We start from the raw sequence: 22,224 nt of genomic DNA, 5'->3' as shown, positions 1-22,224 counted from the left end.
ATACAATAAAACCTAGTAATGAGGTAATTATGAAACGATTTGGAAACAATTTATTACAATTTGTCGGAGACTTTACAGTTATTGATTTAGAAACCACAGGACGTAGCAATAAACCTGTAGATATTACAGAAATTAGTGCTATTAAATATCGTGGCGGAAAACCAGTAGACTCACTATGCTCTTTTGTAAAACCGGAGAACTCGATTCTCCCTTTTGTGCAATCGTTAACAGGGATTACCGATGATATGTTAGTGGAAGCTCCTAAGATTGATACCTTGATTGAGGATGTGATTGCCTTTATTGGTGATGATGTCATTCTTGGTCATAACGTTAATTTTGATTATGGTTTAGTCTTTGCAGCATATTATGATAAAACGGGTAAACGAATGAAAAATGACTATATTGACACACTTCGCATATCACGATTAATCAATAAAGACATCAGAAATCACAAATTAGAAACGTTATGTCAATACTTTGAAGTTGAACGATCAGTAGGACATAGAGCCTTAGATGATAGTCATCAAACAGCTCAGGTATATTTAAAAATGCGTCAAAAATATATTGAACTACGTGAAATAAAAAGGAAAGAGGAAAGCTACTATGAACGTATATGATTGGGATAAAACAATTTATGATGGAGATAGTTCCATTGATTTCTATAAACATTGTTTAAAGAAATATCCATCGATTTCAAAGTACTGGCCTCGACAAATGCGTGCAATGAGCCAATACAAGCGCCGTAAAATTACAAAGACTGAAATGAAGACAGTCTTCTATGAGTACTTTCAATCGATTCCAAACATAGGGCAAGAAGTTCAAATTTTTTGGGATGAAAATGAACATAAAATAAAGTCATGGTATTATGATCAAAAGAGGGATGATGATTTAATCATTTCAGCATCACCAGACTTTCTATTAAGACCAATGATGAATAAGTTGGGGATTGCTCTTATTGCTTCAGATGTGAATCCTCTAAGTGGTGAAAACATGCAGGAAAACTGCTATGGACCTGAAAAGGTTCGAAGAATGAAACTTGAATATGATATCAATGAAATGGAAGAGTTTTACTCAGATTCATATTCTGATGACCCTCTTGCACAGTTCGCGCAAAAGAGTTACCTTGTAAAAGGTGATGAACGCTTACCTTGGTAATCATCACTGTAAGTAATTCATAGCATCACCATTAATTTCATAAGTAGAAAACAGCTTCCGGAAGGTTGCTGTTTTTTTGCTAAATAGAAGAGAATTATCATAATAGACTGTCATTAGTCAGTAGATTCATTTTTTAGATTGTAACATTATAATCTTTCATATAGAATAAAGTATATGATAAAGGATGGTAATAACTATGAAACGATACTGTGGTATTGATGTTGGGGGAAGCTCTATTAAATATGGAGTGTTTAATGAATTAGGAATTGAGTATGCTGGAGAGAACGGACAAATTGTTACTCCTAAAACTAATTTGGACGATTTTGTAGATTGTGTTGTAGGAATCATCGAATCGTTTAAAAACATTGATGCAGTTGGTTTAAGTATTCCTGGTGGAGTCAATACGGAAGAGGGATATATCATTGAAGGTGGTGCAATACCTTTTATTGGTGGTTCGCGAATTGGCGAGCTAATTGAAAAGAGAGTTGGAATCCCAGTAGCAATTGAAAATGATGCGAACTGTGTAGCTCTAGCAGAAAAGTGGATTGGTAATGGTGTTAATGCACGTAACCTTGTCTGTATTACTATTGGAAGTGGTATCGGTGGGGGTATCATTATTGACCATAAACTATATACCGGTAGCAACTTCTTTGCGGGAGAATTCGGGTACATGATTAATCGTGAATTTGAAGACTATGAAGACATTGAAATTATGAGTGCAACTAGTGCATCAATTCCACTTGTAAGAATGGTTGCGAAAGCACTTGATGTACCATTTGAATCGATCGATGGAAAGAAAGTATTCCAATACCTTGAAGACGGTAATGAAAAAGTAGAAGCAATCTATAAACGATGGATTCGTGCATTATCAACAGGAATCTTAAATATCGGTTTTGCACTTGACCCTGATACAATTCTTATCGGTGGTGGCGTGAGTGCTGTGCCACGTATTCTTGAAGACATTAAAGATCAAGTCGCTAAAATGAATAAATATTCCAAGCATTGGAACATTGATGTGTGTAAACAATTCAATGATGCAGGTAAAATCGGTGCTGCATACAAAGCTGTCTTAGCAGAAAAATAAGCTCAAAAACCTTAGGAAATCTAAGGTTTTTTTATGAATATACAGCTTTGATATTCATTCATTTACTGTGTTTTTAGTGTTTGTTGATTTCGCAACAAATTTCTATCAAATGTTGATTTTTTTATGACGATAAAAGTGCTGTTCATGACATTTTGGTAGATAGATAACAATTATGATTTATTATACAGTCGCTTACTTTCTTGAACAGTGGAAGTAGCCAAAAGAAAGAGAGGTAAAACAAAAGATAATTGTCAGAATCAAACTGTTTCTTAGTAATACTTTTATCTGGTATTATTTATCTTTTCACAGAAATGCCTACATCGTAGGAACGACCCTCGAATGAACCTTAGCATCCTGATAGAAATGCTAAGGTTTTTTTCTGTTTAGGAGTATAGATAATTTAGTCTCTATTTAATAGTGGTGATAATCATGAAGCAATGTGTTCGTTGTTTGGAAGATAATGAACAGTTATTTTATCTGGGAGAGTGTCGAAGGTGTTTGTCTTTTCCTTTTGCAGAAGATGTAGAAATTTCTGTTTGGGATGACTTTGAGAAAACTATTACACTTATGCCATGGCAAGATGAGATTAGTGCTGTGCTTGCTGAAAAGGGTGTGCATGAATCAATGTTTATTGATGCAGTTTGCGGTGCTGGTAAAACTGAGATATGTCTTGAATTAATAGAACGTTGTTTTAGGGAGGGGAAACCTGTAGCTTGGACTGTGCCTCGTAGAGAGGTGGTTTTAGAGCTTGCTGCACGTCTACAGTCGTATTACCCTAGTCAAAGTATCATACCGGTATGTGGAGGTCATACAGATAAAACAATTGCAGATTTAGTAGTCTGTACAACTCACCAGCTATTTCGCTACTATCAATATTTTGATGTGCTAATTCTTGATGAACCGGATGCATTTCCTTATGCAGGAAACGAGATTCTTGAAAGAATTCTCCACACATCATGTCGTGGCACGATTATCTACTTGTCTGCTACTTTTAGTATTGATCACGTTAAAAGACTGGAATTAAGTATTAGACCAAGTGGTGTTCTTTTACCTGTTCCTGAAATCAAACGTGGTTATTTCTTATTGATACGTCTCATACTAGATTTGAGTAAGTATTCCAATGAATCGTGTCTTGTTTTTGTACCTACAAAAAAGCTTGCCAGAAAACTTAGTCACATCTTAAGGTCTCCAATGATTACATCGGACACTGAAGATAAACAGTCGCCAATTGATACATTTCGACAATCCGGTGGAATCCTGATTGCGACGACGGTTTTAGAGCGAGGGGTAACCTTCCCTGAGTGTTTTGTATTTGTATACTGTGCTGATCACATAACATTTAATGAAGGATCATTGGTTCAAATATCTGGAAGAGCACTAAGAGGTATGAAACCCAAAAAAGGAAAGGTAATTTTTTATTGTCTAGAAATAAATCAAGATATTCAAAAAGCAATCAAACGAATCACAGCGGCAAACAATTCTGCGCTCTCTGTTTTGAAGAATCACCCAAAGACAAACCTATATTAGATACTTTCCTTGATAATCCATATCTTTGTCAGAAATGTCAGCTATCCACACACTTTCGTCACATTAAGATGGAGGGAGTTAAAATTACGTTTCTTTACCAATATGAAGACAAGGTTCGGGAAACTCTCTTAAGGTATAAAGAAGGTCGTGACAAGTATTTAGCACGGTGTATTCTATGGGATTATCGATTCTACTTAAAACTACTATCAAAACGATGGAAGTTTGTGTGCGTTCCATCTCGTAATGAATCGAGACGTAAAAGAGGTTTTGATCATTTACCACTGTTACTAGATTGCTTGGGAATTGAGCCAATAGATGTATTAATAAATTTAGCTGAGAACGACCAAACGCAAAGTAAGGACAGAACAGCCATTCTTAAAAATATTATCGTTAAGTCTACGGAGGAAATTGAAAATTGTAAGGTCATTCTGTTGGATGATATTAGCACTTCAGGCAATACAATTACTGCATGTATCCGTGCACTTAAACCTCATACGAAAAAGCTTAGAGTCATCGTAATTGCTTCGGCAAACATCAAACACTGAGATACTTGTGATTTAATGCACTCTAAAGTATAATTATGATGTGAGTAATGAGGTGTTTAGTATGAAAGGTCAGGTCAAGACATACAATACAGAAAAGCGATATGGATTTATTACAACAGAAGATAACAAAGATATATTCTTTCACTTTTCTCATATAATCATGGAGGGCTACAAAGTCATTGAACCAGGCGTACTGGTTGAATTTGAGATTGTGGAAACAGAACATGGAAAACAAGCTCACAACATCATGAGAATCTAAAGGAAAGTTGGTTCGAAACCAGCTTTTTTATAAGGCTATATGTTACAATAATCAAGAATGGAGGATTTACCATGGCAGGCTTTTTTAAGAATTTATTTAGCGGTGATGCTAAGGTTTTAAAAAGTGTAGAAAAGAAAGCTGAGTTGATTGAGGCACTCAAGGATTCAATGCGTGCACTTGATGACGAAGCATTAAAACATAAAACAGTAGAATTTAAACAACGACTCGAAAATGGTGAAACATTGGATGACATTTTGGTAGAGGCATTTGCAGTTGCTCGTGAAGCTGCTTACCGTGTTATTGGAGAGTTTCCTTACTTTGTGCAGTTAATGGGGGGTATCATTTTACATCAAGGTGACATTGCTGAAATGCGTACTGGTGAAGGTAAGACATTAACAGCTATTTTACCAGCATACTTAAATGCTCTTGAAGGTAAAGGTGTTCACGTTATTACAGTTAACGAATACTTAGCGGATCGTGATGCGAACTGGATGGGTGAAATTCACCGTTTCCTAGGTTTAACAGTAGGTACAAACTTACGTCAACTTACTGCAACACAAAAACGTGAAGTATATCTCTGTGATATTACTTATACAACTAACTCAGAAGTAGGATTTGACTATCTTCGTGATAACATGGTTACTCGTGTTGAAGATCGTGTTTTACGTCCGCTTCACTTTGCATTAATTGATGAGGTTGACTCGATTTTAATTGATGAATCACGTACACCACTTATTATTTCAGGTGGACAACGTGAAGGTGCTCGTTTGTATGAGCAAGCTGATCGTTTTGTGAAAAAACTTAATGAAGGTGCTGATTACGTTATTGATCAAAAATCACGATCAGTTCAACTTACAGAAGCTGGAGTTGAGAAGGCTGAACGTAGTTTTAAACTTAACAACCTTTATGATTTAGAAAACACAAATTTACTACACCATATCAACAATGCGCTTAAAGCTAACTATGTAATGTTACGTGACATTGAATATGTTGTTCAAGACAATCAGATCGTGATTGTTGACCAATTTACAGGTCGTTTAATGGAAGGTCGTGAGTATTCAGACGGTCTTCACCAAGCACTTAGTGCAAAAGAAAACGTTACAATCAAACAAGAAACAGTAACATTAGCTACTGTTACATACCAAAACTTCTTTAGACTTTACGATAAACTTTCAGGAATGACAGGTACTGCAAAAACTGAGGAAGAAGAATTCATTGAAATTTATAACATGCGTGTTATAGAAATTCCTACAAACCGTCCAGTAATTCGTATTGATGAATCTGATTTAATCTTTGGAACTAAAAAGGCTAAATTTGAAGCTCTAATTGACATGGTTCGTGAACTCAACGAGAAAGGACAACCTGTTCTTGTTGGTACAGTTGCCGTCGAAACATCAGAGTACATTAGTATGATGATGACTCAACGTAAAATTCGCCATGAAATCTTGAATGCGAAGAACCATGCTCGTGAAGCTCAAATTATCGAACGTGCAGGGCGTAAAGGCTCTGTAACAATCGCAACCAACATGGCTGGTCGTGGTACTGACATTAAGTTAGATGATGAATCACGCGCACTTGGTGGTTTAGCTGTTCTTGGTAGTGAGCGTCATGAATCACGTCGTATTGATAACCAATTGCGTGGTCGTTCTGGTCGTCAAGGAGACCCTGGATTCTCAAGATTTTTTGTATCCTTTGAAGATGATTTAATGATTCGTTACGGTAGTGAACGTTTTGAAGGATTCACATCAAAACTTGGCGATGTTCCAATTGAAAATAAAGTACTTACAAAACAAATTAGTGCTGCACAACGTCGCGTTGAGGGAATCAACTTTGATGTTCGTAAAACATTACTTGGATATGATGACGTATTACGTCAACAACGTGAAATTATGTATGAACAACGTGACTACATTTTAGAGAACGAAGATGTACACACTGTTGTAAAAGAAATGTTTACACGTGTTGTATCCAATGCAATTGCAGGTCATCGAGATATGGAATCAAAAGACCACAGTGTTGATATTCAAGGCTTGGTTGAAGGTTTAGAGAAACTTGGTTTAGTATCCGATGTTGTTAATCCACAAGCACTTTCTAATCTATCAGTAGAAGAGATGAAAGGGTTCATTGTTGATGATGCATGGTCACGATATGAAGACAAGATTAAAGAAGTTAAAGATCAATTTACACGAATTGAAAAAGATATGTCACTAAGAATGATTGACCGTTCTTGGATTGATCATATTGATGCAATGAGTAAGCTACGTGAGGGAATTCACCTTCGTTCTTATGCACAAGAGAAACCTCTACAAGCTTATGTTGAAGAAGGTTATGAAATGTTTGATGATATGTTGAATCAAATTGCTCAAGATATTGTCATGTTCTGTATTAATGTAAAAATCGAATATAGACAAGGGTGATAAGTATGGAATTATTCGAGATTGCACAATTTATTGATGCATCGAAAGAATCATTGAAAGCGCTCGGTGATTCACTTTGACTTGGCTACAAAACGTGAACAAGTTAAAGTATTAGAAGCAGAAATGATGGCAGATGGCTTTTGGGATGATAATCGTAGAAGTTCTGCTCACATTCAAAAATTAAATGGGATTCGTAAAGTGGTAGAAACTCATGCTGAGCTCACTAAGAAATTAGAAGACAGCGAAGACACACTTGAACTCATTAAAATGGAAAACGACGAAGAATTTAAAGAAATTCTTGAGTCAGATATAAAAGACATTGAAAAAGAGTTGAACGAGTTCTCGATACTAGTTCTTTTAAGTCATGATTATGACCAAAAGAATGCGATTGTAGAGATTCACCCAGGTGCTGGTGGAACAGAAAGTCAGGATTTTGCGGAGATGCTGTATCGTATGTATACACGTTGGGCGCAAGATCATGGATATAAGATTAGTGTCTTAAACTATTTGGATGGTGACGAAGCAGGTATTAAATCTGTAACCTTCTCTGTCTCAGGTCCACTTGCCTATGGTTATCTAAAAGCAGAAAAAGGTGTCCATCGTCTTGTAAGAATCAGTCCTTTTGATTCATCAGGACGTCGTCACACTTCATTTACGTCCGTAGATGTATCACCTGAGTTTGATGATACAATTAGTATCACTATAAACCCAGAAGATATTGATGTGGATACAATGAGAGCTACAGGTGCAGGGGGTCAACACGTTAACAAGACAGACTCTGCAGTTCGAATTACTCACAAAGCAACAGGTATCGTTGTTACATGTCAAAGCGGAAGAAGTCAGCTACAAAACCGCGAAGAGGCATTAAATATGCTTAAGAGTAAACTTTACCAGCGTGAAATTGAAGAAAAACAAGCAAAAATGGCAGCCATTAAAGGTGAACAAAAAGCTATTGAGTGGGGCTCTCAAATACGCTCATACGTAATGCACCCATACTCAATGGTTAAAGATCATCGTACAAAGTTTGAATCAAGCCAAGTCGATGATGTGCTCGATGGGGACCTCGATGATTTTATTGAGGCGTATCTTAAAACAAATGTAGGTATGTAACATGAAAAACACTCGCGAGAAATTAATTGATGCAATATTACTGATAGCAGGGAACTTTATCCTTGCTTTTTCTGTTACCTTTTTCATTATTCCAAACAATATTTTATCAGGAGGAGTTGCAGGGGTTTCCATTGCCATCAAGCCTTTTGTTGATATCGAAGTAACAACTCTAATGAGTATTATCATTGGTGTGACTTTTGTGTTGGGATATATATTTTTAGGTAAGAAATTCGCACTAAAAACAGTTGCAAGTTCAATTCTTTATCCAATATTTATTGAATTGCTAAGCCATGTGGATATTCCAACAAATGTTGACCCTATATTAGCATCAATCTTTGGAGGAGCATTATCCGGTCTTGCTTTAGCCTTAACATTTAAGACGGGAGCAAGTACAGGGGGTATGGATATTCCACCACTAATCCTAGAAAAGCTTACAAGAGTCAAAGTTTCTGTTTGGATATTGGTTGTAGATGCGATAACGGTACTCTTAGGATTAATGAATTATTCACTGAATGATGTTCTAATTGGTTTGGTTTCAGTCTATGCTGCAACAACCATCCTAGATAAGATTTCCGTTATTGGTGGACAACAAGCTCGCCAAGTTACAATTATTTCAGACTTCTACGATGAAATCCTTAAACATCTACATTTTGAGATTTCTCGAGGTTCAACATTACTAAAAGCACGAGGTGGATATACGCTTCGGGATAAAGAAATTATTCTTACTGTAATTGATCGTTCAGAATATTATGAGTTAGAAAAAACAGTACTCGATATTGATCCAGACGCCTTCCTTATTGTATCTAATGTAACTGAGGTTCATGGGCTTGGATTTAGGACAATCTAGTTTCACCCAATGTTCAAAACGAGTATGCTATAATCAAAATTGTTAAGGAGATCTAATATTAATGCTAGTACTAAAAAATGTTTCAAAACAATATAAAAATGGCGTTAATGCGTTATATGACATTAACCTTGATGTGAATCAAGGGGAATTTGTTTATATCATTGGACCTACCGGAAGTGGAAAATCGACACTCATTAAATTGCTTGACGGAGAAGAAATTCCTTCAAGTGGGACTGTTACTGTTGGCAAGTTTAATGTTGGAAAATTACGCCACTCAAAGGTTCCTCATTATCGTCGAAATATTGGAGTTGTCTTCCAAGATTTTAAATTATTAGAACGTAGAACAGTATTTGAAAATATTGCTTTTGCTTTAGAAGTAGTTAATACTCCACGAGCAAAAATTCGCTCACGTGTTCGTGAAGTTTTAAGATTGGTTGATTTATCTGATAAAGCAAATGCTTATCCGCTTGAATTGAGTGGTGGGCAACAGCAACGTGTAGCAATCGCTCGTGCAATTGCTAACAAACCGCAATTACTAATTGCTGATGAACCTACAGGTAACTTAGACCCTGAGAAGTCAGCAGAAATCATTAGTTTGTTAGAGCAAATTAATGAACAAGAAAACACAACTATTTTAATGGTTACTCATGATGTTGATATTGTAAATAACAATAAAAAGAGAACAATTGCTCTTGAAGCAGGACACGTAGTTGCCGATTTAACTTCAGGAGGATATATTAGTCATGAGTAGAATAACACGCGTATTTCGTGAAGGGTTCTTAGGAGTAATTAGACACTTCGCATTATCGCTATCAAGTATTTCTTCTGTTACTGTAACACTCTTATTGATGGCAGTATTTCTACTTCTAAGTGTTAATATTAACAGCATTACGCATCAACTTGAATCAAGTGTTCAAATTCACGTACAAATTGATGATCAACACGAAACACAAGAACAAATTGATGCAATCCGTGCTCAAATTGAAGCAATACCATCCGTAACTCACATAACGTATTCTTCTAAAGAAGAAGAGTTGGAAACATTTATTCAGATAAATGGAGACGAAAGTGATGTTGCAGAAAAGCTCTATGGACCGTTCCGTGGAGACAACAATCCCTTGCTTAATGCATTTATTGTACAAACAAGCACTGGTGAGAGTATGAATGCTGTAACTGAGCAAATTGAAGCGATTGAAGGTATCTTCAATGCTAGTCATGGTGGTACTGCCACAATGCTATTTGTAGAAACTTTGGGGAATGTAAGAAACGTTGGATTTGTAATTGTTGTTGCCTTAGGATTCATTGCTGTATTCCTAATCTCAAATACAATTAGAACTTCAATTCATTCACGACGTAGAGAAATTAGTATTATGAGAACGGTAGGTGCTACCAATTGGTATATCCGTTGGCCGTTTATCATTGAAGGAATGGTAATTGGTTTGATTGGTTCAATCATACCGATTCTGGTAACAATATTTGGATATAAGTACTTATTCCAATTTGCAAATGGATTAATCTGGAATCAAGTGTTAACACTTGTACCTGTAACGCCATTAGTATTTGAAATAAGTGGCTTATTAGTAATGATTGGAACTGTTGTAGGAGCGTTAGGAAGCTTATTCTCTGTAGGTAAGTTCTTGCGCTGGTCACGATAAGAATGAGGGGTGAACTTTTTGAAATCATTTGTTAAAAAAAGTATAATTCTAATCGTTGTAATTTTTATGGTATTAATGACGCTTATTCCTATTTTTGCTGTATCGGATGCTGATTTTGATGCAAACCCAGGAAAGTATAAGGAACTTTGTACGGGAGTAATTGATTCCTCTAATAGAGATGTATGTATGAAATACAAAAAATATCTCATAGATAAAGCTCAAAGTGGTCAATCAAGTCTTGCACAAATTGAAGCGGATAAAAAAGCTTTAGAACAAAATATTATCGAAAACTTAGGTAAAATTGATGAGTACAATACACAAATTAGTGCGATTGATGCTCAAATAGTTAAAAAAGAAGCTGAAATCAAATCACAAGAAGCTGAAATTGTTCGTCTTGAGGGTGAGATTGAGATACGCGTTCAAAAAGTTGAAGAAGCAGAAAAAGAAGTTAAAGCATATATGGTTAATTCACAATCGACCATGCGTGTTAATGGATATATTGAGTTTGTAATGGGGGCTAATGACTTTGCGGATATCATTCGTAGAATTGAAGGAATGAATCACGTGAAACGATATAACGAAGGCTTAATTGAAGCTCTTCAAGCTGAAAGAAATGCTTTAGAAGAAAGTAAATTAAGTGTAGTAGCACAAAAGGAATCGATTGAACTTGATAAGCAATTAATTGAAATCGATAAACAATCTATCGTTGAGTTTAAGAGTGTTGTAGAAAAAGCTTACGATGAACTCGTAGCACAAAAGATTCAGTTTGAGACTGCTGCAGCTGAGATGGCTGCTGAAATCAAAGTCAGCCAAGAACTTGCAAACTCTATTAATGAACAAAAACCTTCAGGGTCTATGTTAAATCCTGTTCCAGGAGCTCGTAAGACAGAAAGTGTTTGGCATTATACTTGGGGTGGAACACACTTAGGTACTGACTTAGCAGCAGGTGTTAATACACCAATCCTTGCAATGGGTAACGGTGTCGTTGTTGTTACAAGCAATAATTGTGCTACAACTGGAAGCTTTGGCTGTAGCGGTGGTATGGGTAACCATCTCACGATGATATTTGAAGCGGATGGACGTATCTATGGTGCATTAATTATGCATATTGCGAGAGGTTCATTTAGAGTATCTGCAGGAACACCAATTACAAAAGGACAACAACTTGCAGGTGTTGGAAACTCTGGATCATCATACGGAGCACATGCTCACGTAGAACTCTTTGATTTAGGAGTATCAACAGTAGCTGAAGGATTATCCATGTGGAACTCCTCATGGCGTACTGCACAATTTGGTCTCGGTGGATCTGCTGGTGGAACATCTTCACTCTGTTCAAACAGAGGAGCACCATGTCGTTTAAACCCAGAAGGATACTTGGGAGTTTAATAAAACATAAAGCGCATCAATCGATGCGCTTTTCTTTATAATCTTTTTGTCATATGATAGTTTGTAAAATCAATACCATCTTTGATTACACTTTGCTTTCTCACTATTTGAAAACCATGACGAAGAAAGAAAGGTAGTGCAGTAATCGAACTATCCACTGTAATAAGGTGATGATTTGATAGAGATAGTAACTCTTTAAGTAGTTTGCTGGCGAGACCTTTTGATTGAAAGTCCTTGTGAATAAATAATCGGTTAAGATAGCCACTTTTCTCTAAATCAATAAACCCAATAACTTCATGATCCACTAAAGCCACCAAGCTAAGATTTTTTGAAAGTGTAGTGTTCCATAAGTCTTTATTTGGATTCCTTGGTGCCCATGTATCAACTTGCACCGGGGAGTAATCTACTATATTGACAGTATGAACTGTATCGTAAAATAGCTTTAGTATTTGATCGAGGTCTTGAGGCGTATAAGGTCGAATGTACATTATTGAAATGACTTTATGAGTTCAACAGCATCTTCATTAAATAATATTTCTTTAGCATCTTCTTCTTTAATCAGGCTGTTCTTAGTTGCATGATTAATATACTGTAGAATACCATCGTAGAAACCATCGATATTCGCAAATCCTACTGGCTTATTAAAATATCCAATTTGGTTTAGTGTAATTACTTCAAACACTTCATCCATCGTTCCACATCCGCCAGGGAATGCGATAAATGCATCGGCCATGTCATTCATCATTTGTTTACGAATAGACATATCTTCAACAACAATAGATTCAGATAAACCAGTATGCATCACTTCTTGATCTACAAGAATGCGAGGCATGATACCAATGACATAGCCTCCATGTTCAAGCATTGTATCAGCGAGGACTTTCATAAGTCCTACATTTGCTCCACCATATATTAGTTCAATATTACTCTTGGCTAAATATTCCCCAAGTTCTTTAGCTTTTTGTGAAAAAATAGGGTTCTCAGGCATTTTCGAACCACAAAATATAGCAATCTTCATTGTAATTCCTCCGTATGTACAATTATAGCATGAGATAAATATTTAGGTCTTTAAATTATTGTTGAAAATGACATAATTAGTTACTTAATATAAGCAATTTCAGTAACTGTATGGTAAACTTATCTTACTGAGGTGATTTTTGTGGATAATGAAAAACAGAAAGTTCAAATTAAAGTAGAACGCCATAAATGGGCAGATGAAATCGCAAAAGAAAAACAGAAACGAAAACTCATTACAATTACTGTATTGGCAATTGTGGTTTCGTTTTTTGTTGGTTGGCAAGCGAAAGGATTAGTGAATACTCCTTCAATATTAAGAGGGACATCCAGTGAAATGGAACGTTTTGAGCAAGTCTATGATTCAGTATTGAGTAACTGGTATTTTTCCAAAGACATGGAAGATCCAGCAAAAGAAATTATCGATAATGCAATCAAGGGAATGTTGGAACGTAATGGAGATATTCATACTTCTTATATGACAGGTGAAGAAATCAAACAATTCAATGATTCTATCAATAGAAACTTTGTAGGTATTGGTGTTCAATATATGCAAGTAGATACTTTGAATATTGTAACGGATGTGTTTAAAAACTCTCCAGCAGAAAAAGCCGGAATTATAGCGGGTGATATCTTCTCTAAAGTAAATGGAGAATCAACCAGTGCAGGGGAAGAAGTATTAAAGAATATTCTTGGTGAAGAAGGTACTGTCGTTGAAATCGAAATGATACGTAATCAAGAACCAATTACTTTCTCAATCGAACGTGCTGAAATCAGTGCGTTAGTTTCAGGAAAAATAATTGACAACAATGTAGCGTACCTTAATATCTCATCGTTTGGTAGAACTCTTTCAGAAGTAACTGAAGAACATTTGAAAGACTTCAAAGCTGCAGGTGCAGATAGTTTAATTATCGACTTACGAGACAATGGTGGTGGATACTTAAATACAATTCAAACTATGGTAAAACTCTTTCTAGAAGATGGTCAGATTGCGTATCAAGAGAAGTTTAGTGATTCAAAAACTACTTCCTATACAGTAAAAGGATCTAAAGCTGCAGAGTATAAGTTTAAGAATGTTGTAGTATTGGTAAATGAAAACTCTGCAAGTGCTTCTGAAGTATTAACGCTTGCACTTCAAGAAAATATTGGTGCAATCGTTGTAGGAAATACAACTTATGGTAAAGGAACTGTCCAAAACCAAGTTGAGTTTAAAGACAGTAGTTCACTAAAAGTTACAATTGCAGAGTGGTTAGGACCTAACGGCGATAGTATTAATGGTGTTGGGATAAAACCTGATGAGTTAGTATTGCTTCCTGAAATCTTCTATGCACGATTCCCAGATTTAGGAACTCTAGAAATTAAATATGACACTGTGGATGAAGGTGTTCAATATGCTCAAAAAGCTTTATCATACCTTAAATTCCACACAGGAAGAACTGATGGTTATTTTGATAGTGCAACACAAGATGCACTTCAATCCTATGCAACAAGTAATGGTTTCAACTATAAGGGAGTCATTACTAGCGATGTACTAAAACAACTGTATAGCTCCGTCTTGGCTGATTGGGCTATGAATCGAACAGAAGTTGATAACCAACTTCATAAAGCCATTGAGGTAGCAAAACGATGAGTCAAAAATTTGAACTAGTTTCAAAGTTTGAACCAAAAGGTGACCAAATTAAGGCCATCAAGCAACTTGTCGATGGTTTAAATGAAGGTAAGAAAGATCAAGTACTTCTAGGAGCAACTGGTACTGGTAAAACATATACAGTCTCGCAAGTGATTCAAAAAGTGAACAAACCTACTTTAGTCTTTGTCCACAATAAAACACTGGCAGGTCAATTATATTCAGAGTTTAAAGAGTTCTTTCCGAATAACCGTGTAGAATACTTTGTCTCAAACTTCGACTACTATCAACCAGAGGCTTATCTACCTGGGTCAGATACCTACATTGAAAAAAGCTCTATGATTAACCAAGAGCTTGATATGTTACGCCATGCAGCACAAAACTCGGTGTTGCAACGTCGTGACACTATTATTGTTGCCTCGGTTGCGAGTATCTATGCGACGGCTGATCCAGAATACTATAAAGCGATGCTTTATGTTATGCGTGTTGGGCAAGAAATTACTCGCGAAGAATTAATGATGGACTTAGTAAACCGTCAATATACACGAAACGATATGGAACAGTCCCGTGGAACCTTTAGAGTTCGTGGTGAAGTTGTAGAAATAGTTCCTGGAGACACAGATGATTTTGTAATCCGTATTGAATTCTTTGGCGATGAAATTGATCGTATCGTTGAGGTAGACCGCATTACAGGACATGTTAAAGATGCTTATAAAATCTATGACATTTTCCCTGCTAATGAGTATGCTCGTGATATGGTTACAATCCGTAAAGCGGCAGACGAAATTGAAGAAGAATTACATGAACGCTTAGACTATTTTGAAAAAGAAAATAAACTTGTAGAATATCAACGTTTAAAACAAAGAACAGAATATGATTTGGAAGCTTTACGTGAGTTTGGTATGTGTTCAGGTATTGAGAACTATTCCATGCATATTGATGGTCGTGATCCAAGTCAAAGACCGTTTACCTTATTTGATTATTTCCCAGATGATTTCTTATTGGTGGTTGATGAATCACACGTATCCTTGCCGCAAATCCGTGGTATGTATAATGGTGACCAATCACGTAAGAGAACATTGGTGGAATATGGTTTTAGGTTACCAAGTGCGATGAATAACCGACCAATGCAATTTGAAGAATTCCAATCGGTTCTTAATCAAACAATCTATGTATCAGCAACCCCTGGTGATTACGAACTTGAAAAGGTCAACAATCAAGTAGTCGAACAAATTATTCGTCCTACAGGTCTTGTTGATCCTACTATTGAAGTTAAGCCAAGTCGTGGTCAAGTTGATGATATTGTTGATCAAATTATCGAACGAAGAAAACGTGATGAACGTGTTCTTATTACTACACTGACAGTTAAGATGGCTGAGGATCTAACAAGTTACTTATTAGAAACTGGTATTAAAGTAGCGTATCTCCATCATGAGACGAAAACTCTAGAACGTATTGAAATCCTTCGTGAACTACGTTTGGGTAAATACGACGTCGTTGTAGGAATTAACCTCTTACGTGAAGGTTTAGACCTTCCGGAAGTAAGTTTAATTGCGATTCTTGATGCGGATAAAGAAGGGTTCTTAAGATCATATCGTTCGTTAGTTCAAATTGTTGGACGTGCAGCTCGTAATGCTTCAGGCCATGTCATTATGTATGCTGACCGTATCACGGATTCAATGAGAAAAACAATTGATGAAACGCAACGTCGTCGTGATATTCAAGAAGCCTATAATAAAGAACACGGCATTATTCCACAAACAATAAAGAAACCAATTCGTGAAGCAATTGCTGGTAAAGAAACACTTGAGCTTACTAAGAAAGTACGTGGCGGTAAGAAACAAGATAAGAAAGCAGTTGAGGAACTTATTGGACGTCTGGAAAAAGAAATGCGTGAAGCAGCTGCAATTCTTGATTTTGAAAGAGCGGCTCAATTACGAGACGTTGTTATGGAAATTAAAACAGACAATAATCTGTAAACCAACCAAGGCTCAGGTCTTGGTTTTTTTATGATATTTTTATACTTTGACAATCAAAGTATAGTGGCGTATAATTTTCTTCAGTTGGAGGAAATTATGAACTATCAAAAAAACAAATATAACTTAATCTATATCTTTATTTTCTTATGCATTGCTGCGGTAGGAATCAACGACTCAATGGGGCTAAGTCGTGGTGAATTTCATCCGCCAATTTTTTACACAACACTAAGTGGGCTTCTATGCTTTATCTATTTCTTATTTGGTTTTGTGAAAGGGATTGTGTATCAAATTCAAGGAAGGGATGAAGAAAACTTCTTTGTGCTCCCGCGTTTCAAGGGTTCCGTTACCATTGCGATTACAGTAACGCTACTTGTATACCATTTCTTAGTTTATGAAGGACCGATATTAAGTGTTGATACTGATATCTATAATATTATTAAGCACTATATTGTTCCTATCATGGTTATCGCTCATTACTTCTTATTTGATAATAAAGGAATCTACAAAGTGATTGATCCAATCATTTGGCTAGTCTTCCCAACATGTTACTTCACATGGGTTAATATCAAAGCAGCAACAGTAACTGGACCTTACTGGGACGGTAAGTACTATCCATATGGGTTTATTGACTTAACACTACACAGTGTATCTGAAGTTGCTGTTACAGTTGTTATTCTCTTTGCATTCTTTACAATCTTAGGTTTTGGACTGTATGCCATTGACCGCAAACTAGCAGTAAAGAATCACATCTACTCTTACTCAAATGAGATGTCCAAATCACTTTAAACACTACCGAGATGAATATCTCGGTATTTCTTTACCATTAAAAATAGAATAGGTATAATGAAACAAAGTGAGGGTGTACTATGAGAAGTGAAAAAGATATGCTTGAACTAATATTAGGTGTTGCGACTTCATCTGAATTAATAAGAGTTGTAGCTATGAATGGTTCCCGTACTAATTCTTCTATTCCTAAAGATCCTTGGCAAGATTATGACATCGTGTATCTTGTGGATGATGCTGACAAGTTTGTAGAAGATAGAGAATGGATCGATGTTTTTGGTGAGCGTCTTATCATGCAAACGCCAATGGATTCTGATCCAAGTGGACAAAAGTGGTTTACCTACCTCATGCAATTTCAAGATGGGAATCGCATTGATTTAATGATAGTTCCTACCAGAGATCTTCAGGAGTATTTAGAATCTGATTCACTCATCGAAATCCTCCTTGATAAAGATACTAAGACACCATCTTTAAACCGTTCCAATGATTCTAAGTACTGGGTAAAGAAACCAAGTCATCAAACGTTTGATGACTGTATTAATGAATTCTTGTGGGTCTCTTTGTACGTAGTGAAAGGTCTACACCGTCGTAACATGATTTATGCAATTGAACATCTAAATATCATGCGGACATGTTACTTAGAGATGTGTGATGCACTATATGGAATTCATACACAATTTAAATCCAATGTCGGAAAAGGACATCAAAAGTTGGAGAATTTTCTACCACCAGAACAATGGAATCGCCTTTTAACAACATATTCTATGAGTGACTTTAATCAGATTACAGAAGCTTTAAGAATTCTATTGATTGACTTTAGATGCGTTAGTGAGAGAGTATCGTCGAGTCTAAATTACACAATAGATAAAGAAGAATACCAAGGGATTGTTGAATACATAGAGAAAGATTTAGATATAAAAATTAATGTTAAAGAATAGCCTACGCTAGGGTGCCGATTAGCTGTAAAGTGGATGCGTAGTTATGCAAACTTAGAACGCATCGTAATGTATAAGATTTGTAGTATCTGTTATAATAAGAAGAGTTGAAAAGTGTGGAGGCATTATGGAAAACGATAAAATAATCATCAAAGGAGCCAAGGTTAATAATCTTAAAAATATTAGTCTTGAGATTCCTCGCAACAAATTAATCATTATGACTGGGCTATCGGGCTCAGGAAAAACATCATTAGCTTTTGATACGATCTATGCAGAAGGTCAACGTCGTTATGTCGAGTCTTTAAGCTCGTATGCGCGTCAGTTCTTAGGAAATATGGAGAAACCTGATGTCGAGCTTATCGAAGGTCTATCTCCTTCTATAGCCATCGATCAGAAAACCACAAGTAATAATCCACGTTCGACAGTAGGTACGGTTACAGAAATCTATGACTACTTACGTTTACTCTATGCTCGTGTTGGAGTTCCATACTGTCCACATCATGGTATTGAAATTAGCTCACAAACAATTAAGCAAATGGTAGACCGTATCATGGACTATCCTGATAAAACGCGTCTTGAAATTATTGCACCAGTTATTAAAGAACAAAAAGGTGAGCATCGCGATACGTTAGACTATCTTCGTAAAGAAGGGTATTTACGTGTATATGTCGATGAAGAGCTTCTTATGTTGGAAGAGGATATTCATCTTGAGAAAAATAAGAAACATACCATTGAAGTGATTGTCGATAGAATTGTAAAGAAAGAAGACAGTCGCTTCCGTTTAAGTGATTCTTTAGAAACTGCATTATCTTTAAGTGAAGGTATTGTCCACGTAAAAATAGGTGATGAGGTCATTGTCTTCTCTAGCCAGTTTGCGTGTCCAATCTGTGGTTTTAGTATTGCTTCAATTGAACCGCGCCTATTCTCATTTAACTCACCAATGGGTGCTTGTGCTACATGTAATGGTCTAGGAATTACTCAGTCTGTAGAGCTAGAGTTCCTCATGCCTGATAAGTCATTAAGTATTCTTCAAGGTGGTATCCGTTATTATAAGAACTTTGCAGGTTCACAAAATATAGAATGGCAAACATTTGAAAAATTATTAGAATTTGCTGGTGTAGATCCTAATATGCCAATAGAAAAAATTTCGAAGAAGAAACTTGATATTTTACTGTATGGTAGTCAAGTTCCTGTTAAATATAAAATAGAATCACGTTCAGGGAATTCATTCAACCGTAACGAGCCTTTAGAAGGTGTCGTAAATCTAATTGAACGTCGTTTCCGAGATACAACGTCCTCTTCAGCTCGTGAATGGTATGGGTCATTTATGGGTGAGGCTGTGTGTCACACTTGTCATGGATCAAGACTTAATGAAGAAGCATTAAGTGTCAAAGTCGGAGGCTTAAGCATTAGTGAATTTACTGCCTTAAGTGTTGAAGATGCATTACACTTTGTGGAAAACCTTGAACTTGATGAAATGAAAGCTAAGATTGCTGAGTTAATACTTCAAGAAATCACATCACGTTTAAGCTTCTTAAAGGATGTTGGATTAGAATATTTAACCCTTGATAGAATTTCAGGAACAATGTCAGGTGGAGAATCACAACGTATACGTCTTGCGACACAAATCGGTTCTCGACTTATGGGAGTTCTCTATGTTCTCGATGAACCATCCATAGGCTTACACCAAAGAGATAATGCAAAACTTATCGAAACCTTGAAGAGTATGCGTGATCTTGGGAATACTCTGATAGTAGTAGAACATGACGAAGAAACCATGGAAGCAAGTGACTGGATTGTGGATATTGGTCCGGGGGCGGGTGAGAACGGTGGAGAAGTTATTGCTAATGGACCACTTTCGGAAATTATCGATAATACAAACTCATTAACGGCAGATTACTTGAGTGGACGTCGTAGTATTCATACTCCTGAGAAACGTCGTAAAGGAAATAAGATCTTTTTAGAAGTAATGGGAGCACAAGAAAACAACTTAAAGAATATCAATGTGAAGTTCCCACTTGGAACATTCATTAGTGTTACTGGAGTTAGTGGTAGTGGTAAATCGTCACTAGTCAATGAAGTGTTAAGTAAAGCTGTCTATCAAGCACTTGGTAGAACGCGTGTTAAACCTGGTAAGTTCAAAAAAATCAAAGGTTTAGAAAACATTGACAAGCTTATTACAATTGACCAAAATCCAATTGGACGAACACCACGTTCAAACCCTGCTACATATACAGGGGTATTTGATGATATTCGTGATCTTTTCGCGAGAACACCAGAAGCTAAAATGCGTGGTTACGAAAAAGGACGCTTCTCCTTTAACGTTGCCGGTGGACGATGTGAGACATGTCGTGGTGATGGAGTAAAACGTATATCGATGCACTTCTTACCAGATGTCTACGTAAAGTGTACTGAGTGTGATGGGAAGCGTTATAACGAAGAGACCCTACAAGTTCACTACAAAGAAAAAACAATCTCAGATGTCTTAGAAATGAGCATTGATGAAGGAATTGAGTTCTTTAGCGCAATCACAAAAATACGAAACGGGCTTCAAACATTAAGTGATGTTGGACTTGGGTATATCAAGTTAGGTCAATCCGCAACAACTCTTTCAGGTGGTGAAGCACAACGTGTTAAACTTGCAAGTGAACTTCAACGACCATCAACAGGAAAAACAATGTTTGTACTTGATGAACCAACTACAGGACTTCACAGCTATGATGTGGATCGCTTGATTACAGTGCTTCAACGTATTGTAGATAATGGAGATACCGTCGTAGTTATTGAACACAACCTTGATGTTATTAAAAATGCTGACTATGTTATTGACTTAGGTCCTGAAGGTGGAGCAGGTGGAGGAACACTTGTAGCCAAAGGAACGCCTGAACAAATTGCTAAATGTGAAGATAGCTATACAGGAATGTACTTGAAGAAAGTACTGGAAAAGAGGTAAACATGGAAGAACGTAAAACGACAACGGTTAAAGTATTAGCTGAACACTTAGAGTTAAAACAACTAACTGGTGATAAAGAAGCATTAAGCCGTCTGATTACTTTACCGAATACGAACAGACCAGGTTTAGAACTTGCTGGCTTCTTTGATTATGCTGAGAAAAAACGTATTGTTATTTTAGGTAAGAAAGAAAATGCTTATCTAAAAAAACTTGATGATCAATTACAAGAATTAAGTTTTGATTTCCTGACAAGTGATGAGACACCATTATTGCTTATCACAAGTGGAAAACCAATTCCAAAAGTATTAGAAAAGATTGCTAACGAAAAGAACTTCCCAGTGTTTGTCACAAAACGTTCAAGTTCTGATGTCATGGTTGATATCGTAACGTTCTTGGATGAAGTTCTTGCTCCGACTACAAACGTTCATGGTGGATTAATGAGTGTTTATGGACGTGGTGTATTAATAATCGGTGGTAGCGGTATGGGTAAATCAGAATTAGCGCTTGAACTCATTAACCGCGGTCATGCACTAGTCGCTGATGATCGTGTGGATATTTCAAGAGTTAAAGAAACTATTATCGGTACAGCTCCTGAATTATTAAAAGGGATGTTGGAGATACGTGGAATCGGGATTATTGATGTTCGTAGTATGTTTGGGCATCATGCATTCTTAGAGAAGATTCCTGTTGATTTCGTCGTTGAACTTGAGAAATGGGACGATAATAAAGAGTATACTCGTGCGGGGATTGAATCTGATGCCTTCTATGAGGCACTTGATGTAGAAATACCTCACCTCGTCTTCCCGGTTCGTGAAGGTCGAAACATGTCTGTACTTGTTGAGTCGGCAGTTCGAGATTTCATCCTCAAACAAAGTGGAATCAATACAGCTGCTCAATTTGATGAGCGGGTAATGAATTTCATTCTAATGCAAAATAAGGAGTCTTAAA

At 36.4% G+C, this 22,224-nt stretch carries 20 protein-coding genes; 18 read left to right on the top strand and 2 right to left on the bottom strand.

The genetic code is table 11. The annotated features are described in order from the left end of the window. Positions 1-29: 29 nt before the first annotated feature. The 12 genes from G7059_RS00615 to G7059_RS00560 all read left to right on the top strand — a co-directional run bounded on the left by G7059_RS00615 (position 30) and on the right by G7059_RS00560 (position 11,985). On the top strand, positions 30-617 hold the full coding sequence (locus G7059_RS00615; protein ID WP_166080147.1) for a PolC-type DNA polymerase III: 588 nt from the start codon (positions 30-32) through the stop codon (positions 615-617). Continuing rightward, positions 604-1,155, top strand: a complete 552-nt coding sequence (locus tag G7059_RS00610) for a haloacid dehalogenase-like hydrolase (protein WP_166080146.1) — start codon at positions 604-606, stop codon at positions 1,153-1,155. The genes G7059_RS00615 and G7059_RS00610 overlap by 14 nt, the downstream gene beginning before the upstream one ends. A gap of 196 nt (positions 1,156-1,351) precedes the next feature. Further along, complete coding sequence (locus G7059_RS00605) at positions 1,352-2,239, top strand: ROK family protein (RefSeq protein WP_166080145.1); 888 nt, start codon at positions 1,352-1,354, stop codon at positions 2,237-2,239. Positions 2,240-2,737: 498 nt separating this feature from the next. Next, positions 2,738-3,766: a DEAD/DEAH box helicase family protein gene (locus tag G7059_RS00600; protein ID WP_166080144.1), complete on the top strand. Its 1,029-nt coding sequence runs from the start codon at positions 2,738-2,740 to the stop codon at positions 3,764-3,766. A 68-nt stretch (positions 3,767-3,834) separates the two neighbouring features. Next, a complete protein-coding gene (locus tag G7059_RS00595) occupies positions 3,835-4,311 on the top strand; it encodes a ComF family protein (RefSeq protein ID WP_166080143.1) in 477 nt (158 codons plus the stop codon). A 61-nt stretch (positions 4,312-4,372) separates the two neighbouring features. Further along, on the top strand, positions 4,373-4,570 hold the full coding sequence (locus G7059_RS00590) for a cold shock domain-containing protein (protein WP_166080142.1): 198 nt from the start codon (positions 4,373-4,375) through the stop codon (positions 4,568-4,570). Between the two features lie 71 nt (positions 4,571-4,641). Next, positions 4,642-6,987 (top strand): preprotein translocase subunit SecA, encoded by a 2,346-nt coding sequence (gene secA, locus G7059_RS00585; protein ID WP_166080141.1) that lies wholly within the window; start codon positions 4,642-4,644, stop codon positions 6,985-6,987. A gap of 5 nt (positions 6,988-6,992) precedes the next feature. Then, positions 6,993-8,097, top strand: a protein-coding gene (gene prfB / locus G7059_RS00580; RefSeq protein ID WP_205700217.1) for a peptide chain release factor 2 whose coding sequence is annotated in 2 segments (ribosomal slippage) — positions 6,993-7,064 and positions 7,066-8,097 — 1,104 coding nt in all. Because the reading frame shifts where the segments join, the coding sequence is not laid out codon by codon here. Position 8,098: 1 nt separating this feature from the next. After that, the gene (locus G7059_RS00575; RefSeq protein ID WP_166080139.1) at positions 8,099-8,944 is read left to right on the top strand and encodes a YitT family protein; all 846 of its coding nucleotides are present in this window, start codon (positions 8,099-8,101) and stop codon (positions 8,942-8,944) included. Between the two features lie 61 nt (positions 8,945-9,005). Further along, positions 9,006-9,695, top strand: coding sequence for a cell division ATP-binding protein FtsE (gene ftsE, locus G7059_RS00570; RefSeq protein ID WP_166080138.1), 690 nt, complete (start codon positions 9,006-9,008; stop codon positions 9,693-9,695). Beyond that, entirely contained in the window at positions 9,688-10,599 is a 912-nt protein-coding gene (gene ftsX, locus G7059_RS00565) for a permease-like cell division protein FtsX (RefSeq protein ID WP_166080137.1), read from the top strand. Before ftsE ends, ftsX begins: the two co-directional genes overlap by 8 nt. Before the next feature lie 66 nt (positions 10,600-10,665). Continuing rightward, positions 10,666-11,985, top strand: coding sequence for a murein hydrolase activator EnvC (locus G7059_RS00560; RefSeq protein ID WP_166080136.1), 1,320 nt, complete (start codon positions 10,666-10,668; stop codon positions 11,983-11,985). A gap of 35 nt (positions 11,986-12,020) precedes the next feature. Here the strand turns inward: G7059_RS00560 and G7059_RS00555 are convergent, their stop codons facing one another. After that, on the bottom strand, positions 12,021-12,473 hold the full coding sequence (locus G7059_RS00555) for a GNAT family N-acetyltransferase (protein WP_166080135.1): 453 nt from the start codon (positions 12,471-12,473) through the stop codon (positions 12,021-12,023). Beyond that, the gene (locus G7059_RS00550; protein ID WP_166080133.1) at positions 12,473-13,003 is read right to left on the bottom strand and encodes a TIGR00730 family Rossman fold protein; all 531 of its coding nucleotides are present in this window, start codon (positions 13,001-13,003) and stop codon (positions 12,473-12,475) included. Before G7059_RS00550 ends, G7059_RS00555 begins: the two co-directional genes overlap by 1 nt. A 141-nt stretch (positions 13,004-13,144) precedes the next feature. On the opposite strand from G7059_RS00550, the gene G7059_RS00545 reads away from it, so the two are divergent. From G7059_RS00545 to hprK, 6 genes are all read left to right on the top strand, one after another. Beyond that, complete coding sequence (locus G7059_RS00545) at positions 13,145-14,629, top strand: S41 family peptidase (RefSeq protein WP_166080132.1); 1,485 nt, start codon at positions 13,145-13,147, stop codon at positions 14,627-14,629. Beyond that, the gene (gene uvrB, locus G7059_RS00540) at positions 14,626-16,605 is read left to right on the top strand and encodes an excinuclease ABC subunit UvrB (RefSeq protein ID WP_166080131.1); all 1,980 of its coding nucleotides are present in this window, start codon (positions 14,626-14,628) and stop codon (positions 16,603-16,605) included. Before G7059_RS00545 ends, uvrB begins: the two co-directional genes overlap by 4 nt. A 96-nt stretch (positions 16,606-16,701) precedes the next feature. Further along, a complete protein-coding gene (locus G7059_RS00535; RefSeq protein WP_166080130.1) occupies positions 16,702-17,391 on the top strand; it encodes a Pr6Pr family membrane protein in 690 nt (229 codons plus the stop codon). A gap of 80 nt (positions 17,392-17,471) precedes the next feature. Further along, on the top strand, positions 17,472-18,326 hold the full coding sequence (locus tag G7059_RS00530; RefSeq protein ID WP_166080129.1) for an aminoglycoside 6-adenylyltransferase: 855 nt from the start codon (positions 17,472-17,474) through the stop codon (positions 18,324-18,326). A gap of 124 nt (positions 18,327-18,450) precedes the next feature. Beyond that, positions 18,451-21,276 carry an excinuclease ABC subunit UvrA gene (gene uvrA, locus G7059_RS00525; protein ID WP_166080128.1) on the top strand — a complete coding sequence of 942 codons (2,826 nt, stop codon included), beginning with the start codon at positions 18,451-18,453 and terminating at the stop codon, positions 21,274-21,276. A gap of 2 nt (positions 21,277-21,278) precedes the next feature. Beyond that, complete coding sequence (gene hprK / locus G7059_RS00520; RefSeq protein WP_166080127.1) at positions 21,279-22,223, top strand: HPr(Ser) kinase/phosphatase; 945 nt, start codon at positions 21,279-21,281, stop codon at positions 22,221-22,223. The last annotated feature ends 1 nt before the right edge of the window (position 22,224 follow it).

The sequence above is a fragment of the Erysipelothrix sp. HDW6A genome, from assembly GCF_011400295.1.
Lineage (GTDB): Bacteria > Bacillota_I > Bacilli_A > Erysipelotrichales > Erysipelotrichaceae > Erysipelothrix.
The sequence above is the reverse complement of the archived record's forward strand: the minus strand, read 5'-3'. Positions and strand labels throughout refer to the sequence as shown.

Bases quoted from the DNA above. Each gene is read 5' to 3' on its own strand.
- G7059_RS00615 (WP_166080147.1), top strand. From the start codon at position 30: ATGAAACGATTTGGAAACAATTTATTACAATTTGTCGGAGACTTTACA.
- G7059_RS00610 (WP_166080146.1), top strand. From the start codon at position 604: ATGAACGTATATGATTGGGATAAAACAATTTATGATGGAGATAGTTCC.
- G7059_RS00605 (WP_166080145.1), top strand. From the start codon at position 1,352: ATGAAACGATACTGTGGTATTGATGTTGGGGGAAGCTCTATTAAATAT.
- G7059_RS00595 (WP_166080143.1), top strand. From the start codon at position 3,835: ATGGAGGGAGTTAAAATTACGTTTCTTTACCAATATGAAGACAAGGTT.
- G7059_RS00590 (WP_166080142.1), top strand. From the start codon at position 4,373: ATGAAAGGTCAGGTCAAGACATACAATACAGAAAAGCGATATGGATTT.
- secA (WP_166080141.1), top strand. From the start codon at position 4,642: ATGGCAGGCTTTTTTAAGAATTTATTTAGCGGTGATGCTAAGGTTTTA.
- G7059_RS00575 (WP_166080139.1), top strand. From the start codon at position 8,099: ATGAAAAACACTCGCGAGAAATTAATTGATGCAATATTACTGATAGCA.
- ftsE (WP_166080138.1), top strand. From the start codon at position 9,006: ATGCTAGTACTAAAAAATGTTTCAAAACAATATAAAAATGGCGTTAAT.
- ftsX (WP_166080137.1), top strand. From the start codon at position 9,688: ATGAGTAGAATAACACGCGTATTTCGTGAAGGGTTCTTAGGAGTAATT.
- G7059_RS00560 (WP_166080136.1), top strand. From the start codon at position 10,666: ATGGTATTAATGACGCTTATTCCTATTTTTGCTGTATCGGATGCTGAT.
- G7059_RS00555 (WP_166080135.1), bottom strand. From the start codon at position 12,473: ATGTACATTCGACCTTATACGCCTCAAGACCTCGATCAAATACTAAAG.
- G7059_RS00550 (WP_166080133.1), bottom strand. From the start codon at position 13,003: ATGAAGATTGCTATATTTTGTGGTTCGAAAATGCCTGAGAACCCTATT.
- uvrB (WP_166080131.1), top strand. From the start codon at position 14,626: ATGAGTCAAAAATTTGAACTAGTTTCAAAGTTTGAACCAAAAGGTGAC.
- G7059_RS00535 (WP_166080130.1), top strand. From the start codon at position 16,702: ATGAACTATCAAAAAAACAAATATAACTTAATCTATATCTTTATTTTC.
- G7059_RS00530 (WP_166080129.1), top strand. From the start codon at position 17,472: ATGAGAAGTGAAAAAGATATGCTTGAACTAATATTAGGTGTTGCGACT.
- uvrA (WP_166080128.1), top strand. From the start codon at position 18,451: ATGGAAAACGATAAAATAATCATCAAAGGAGCCAAGGTTAATAATCTT.
- hprK (WP_166080127.1), top strand. From the start codon at position 21,279: ATGGAAGAACGTAAAACGACAACGGTTAAAGTATTAGCTGAACACTTA.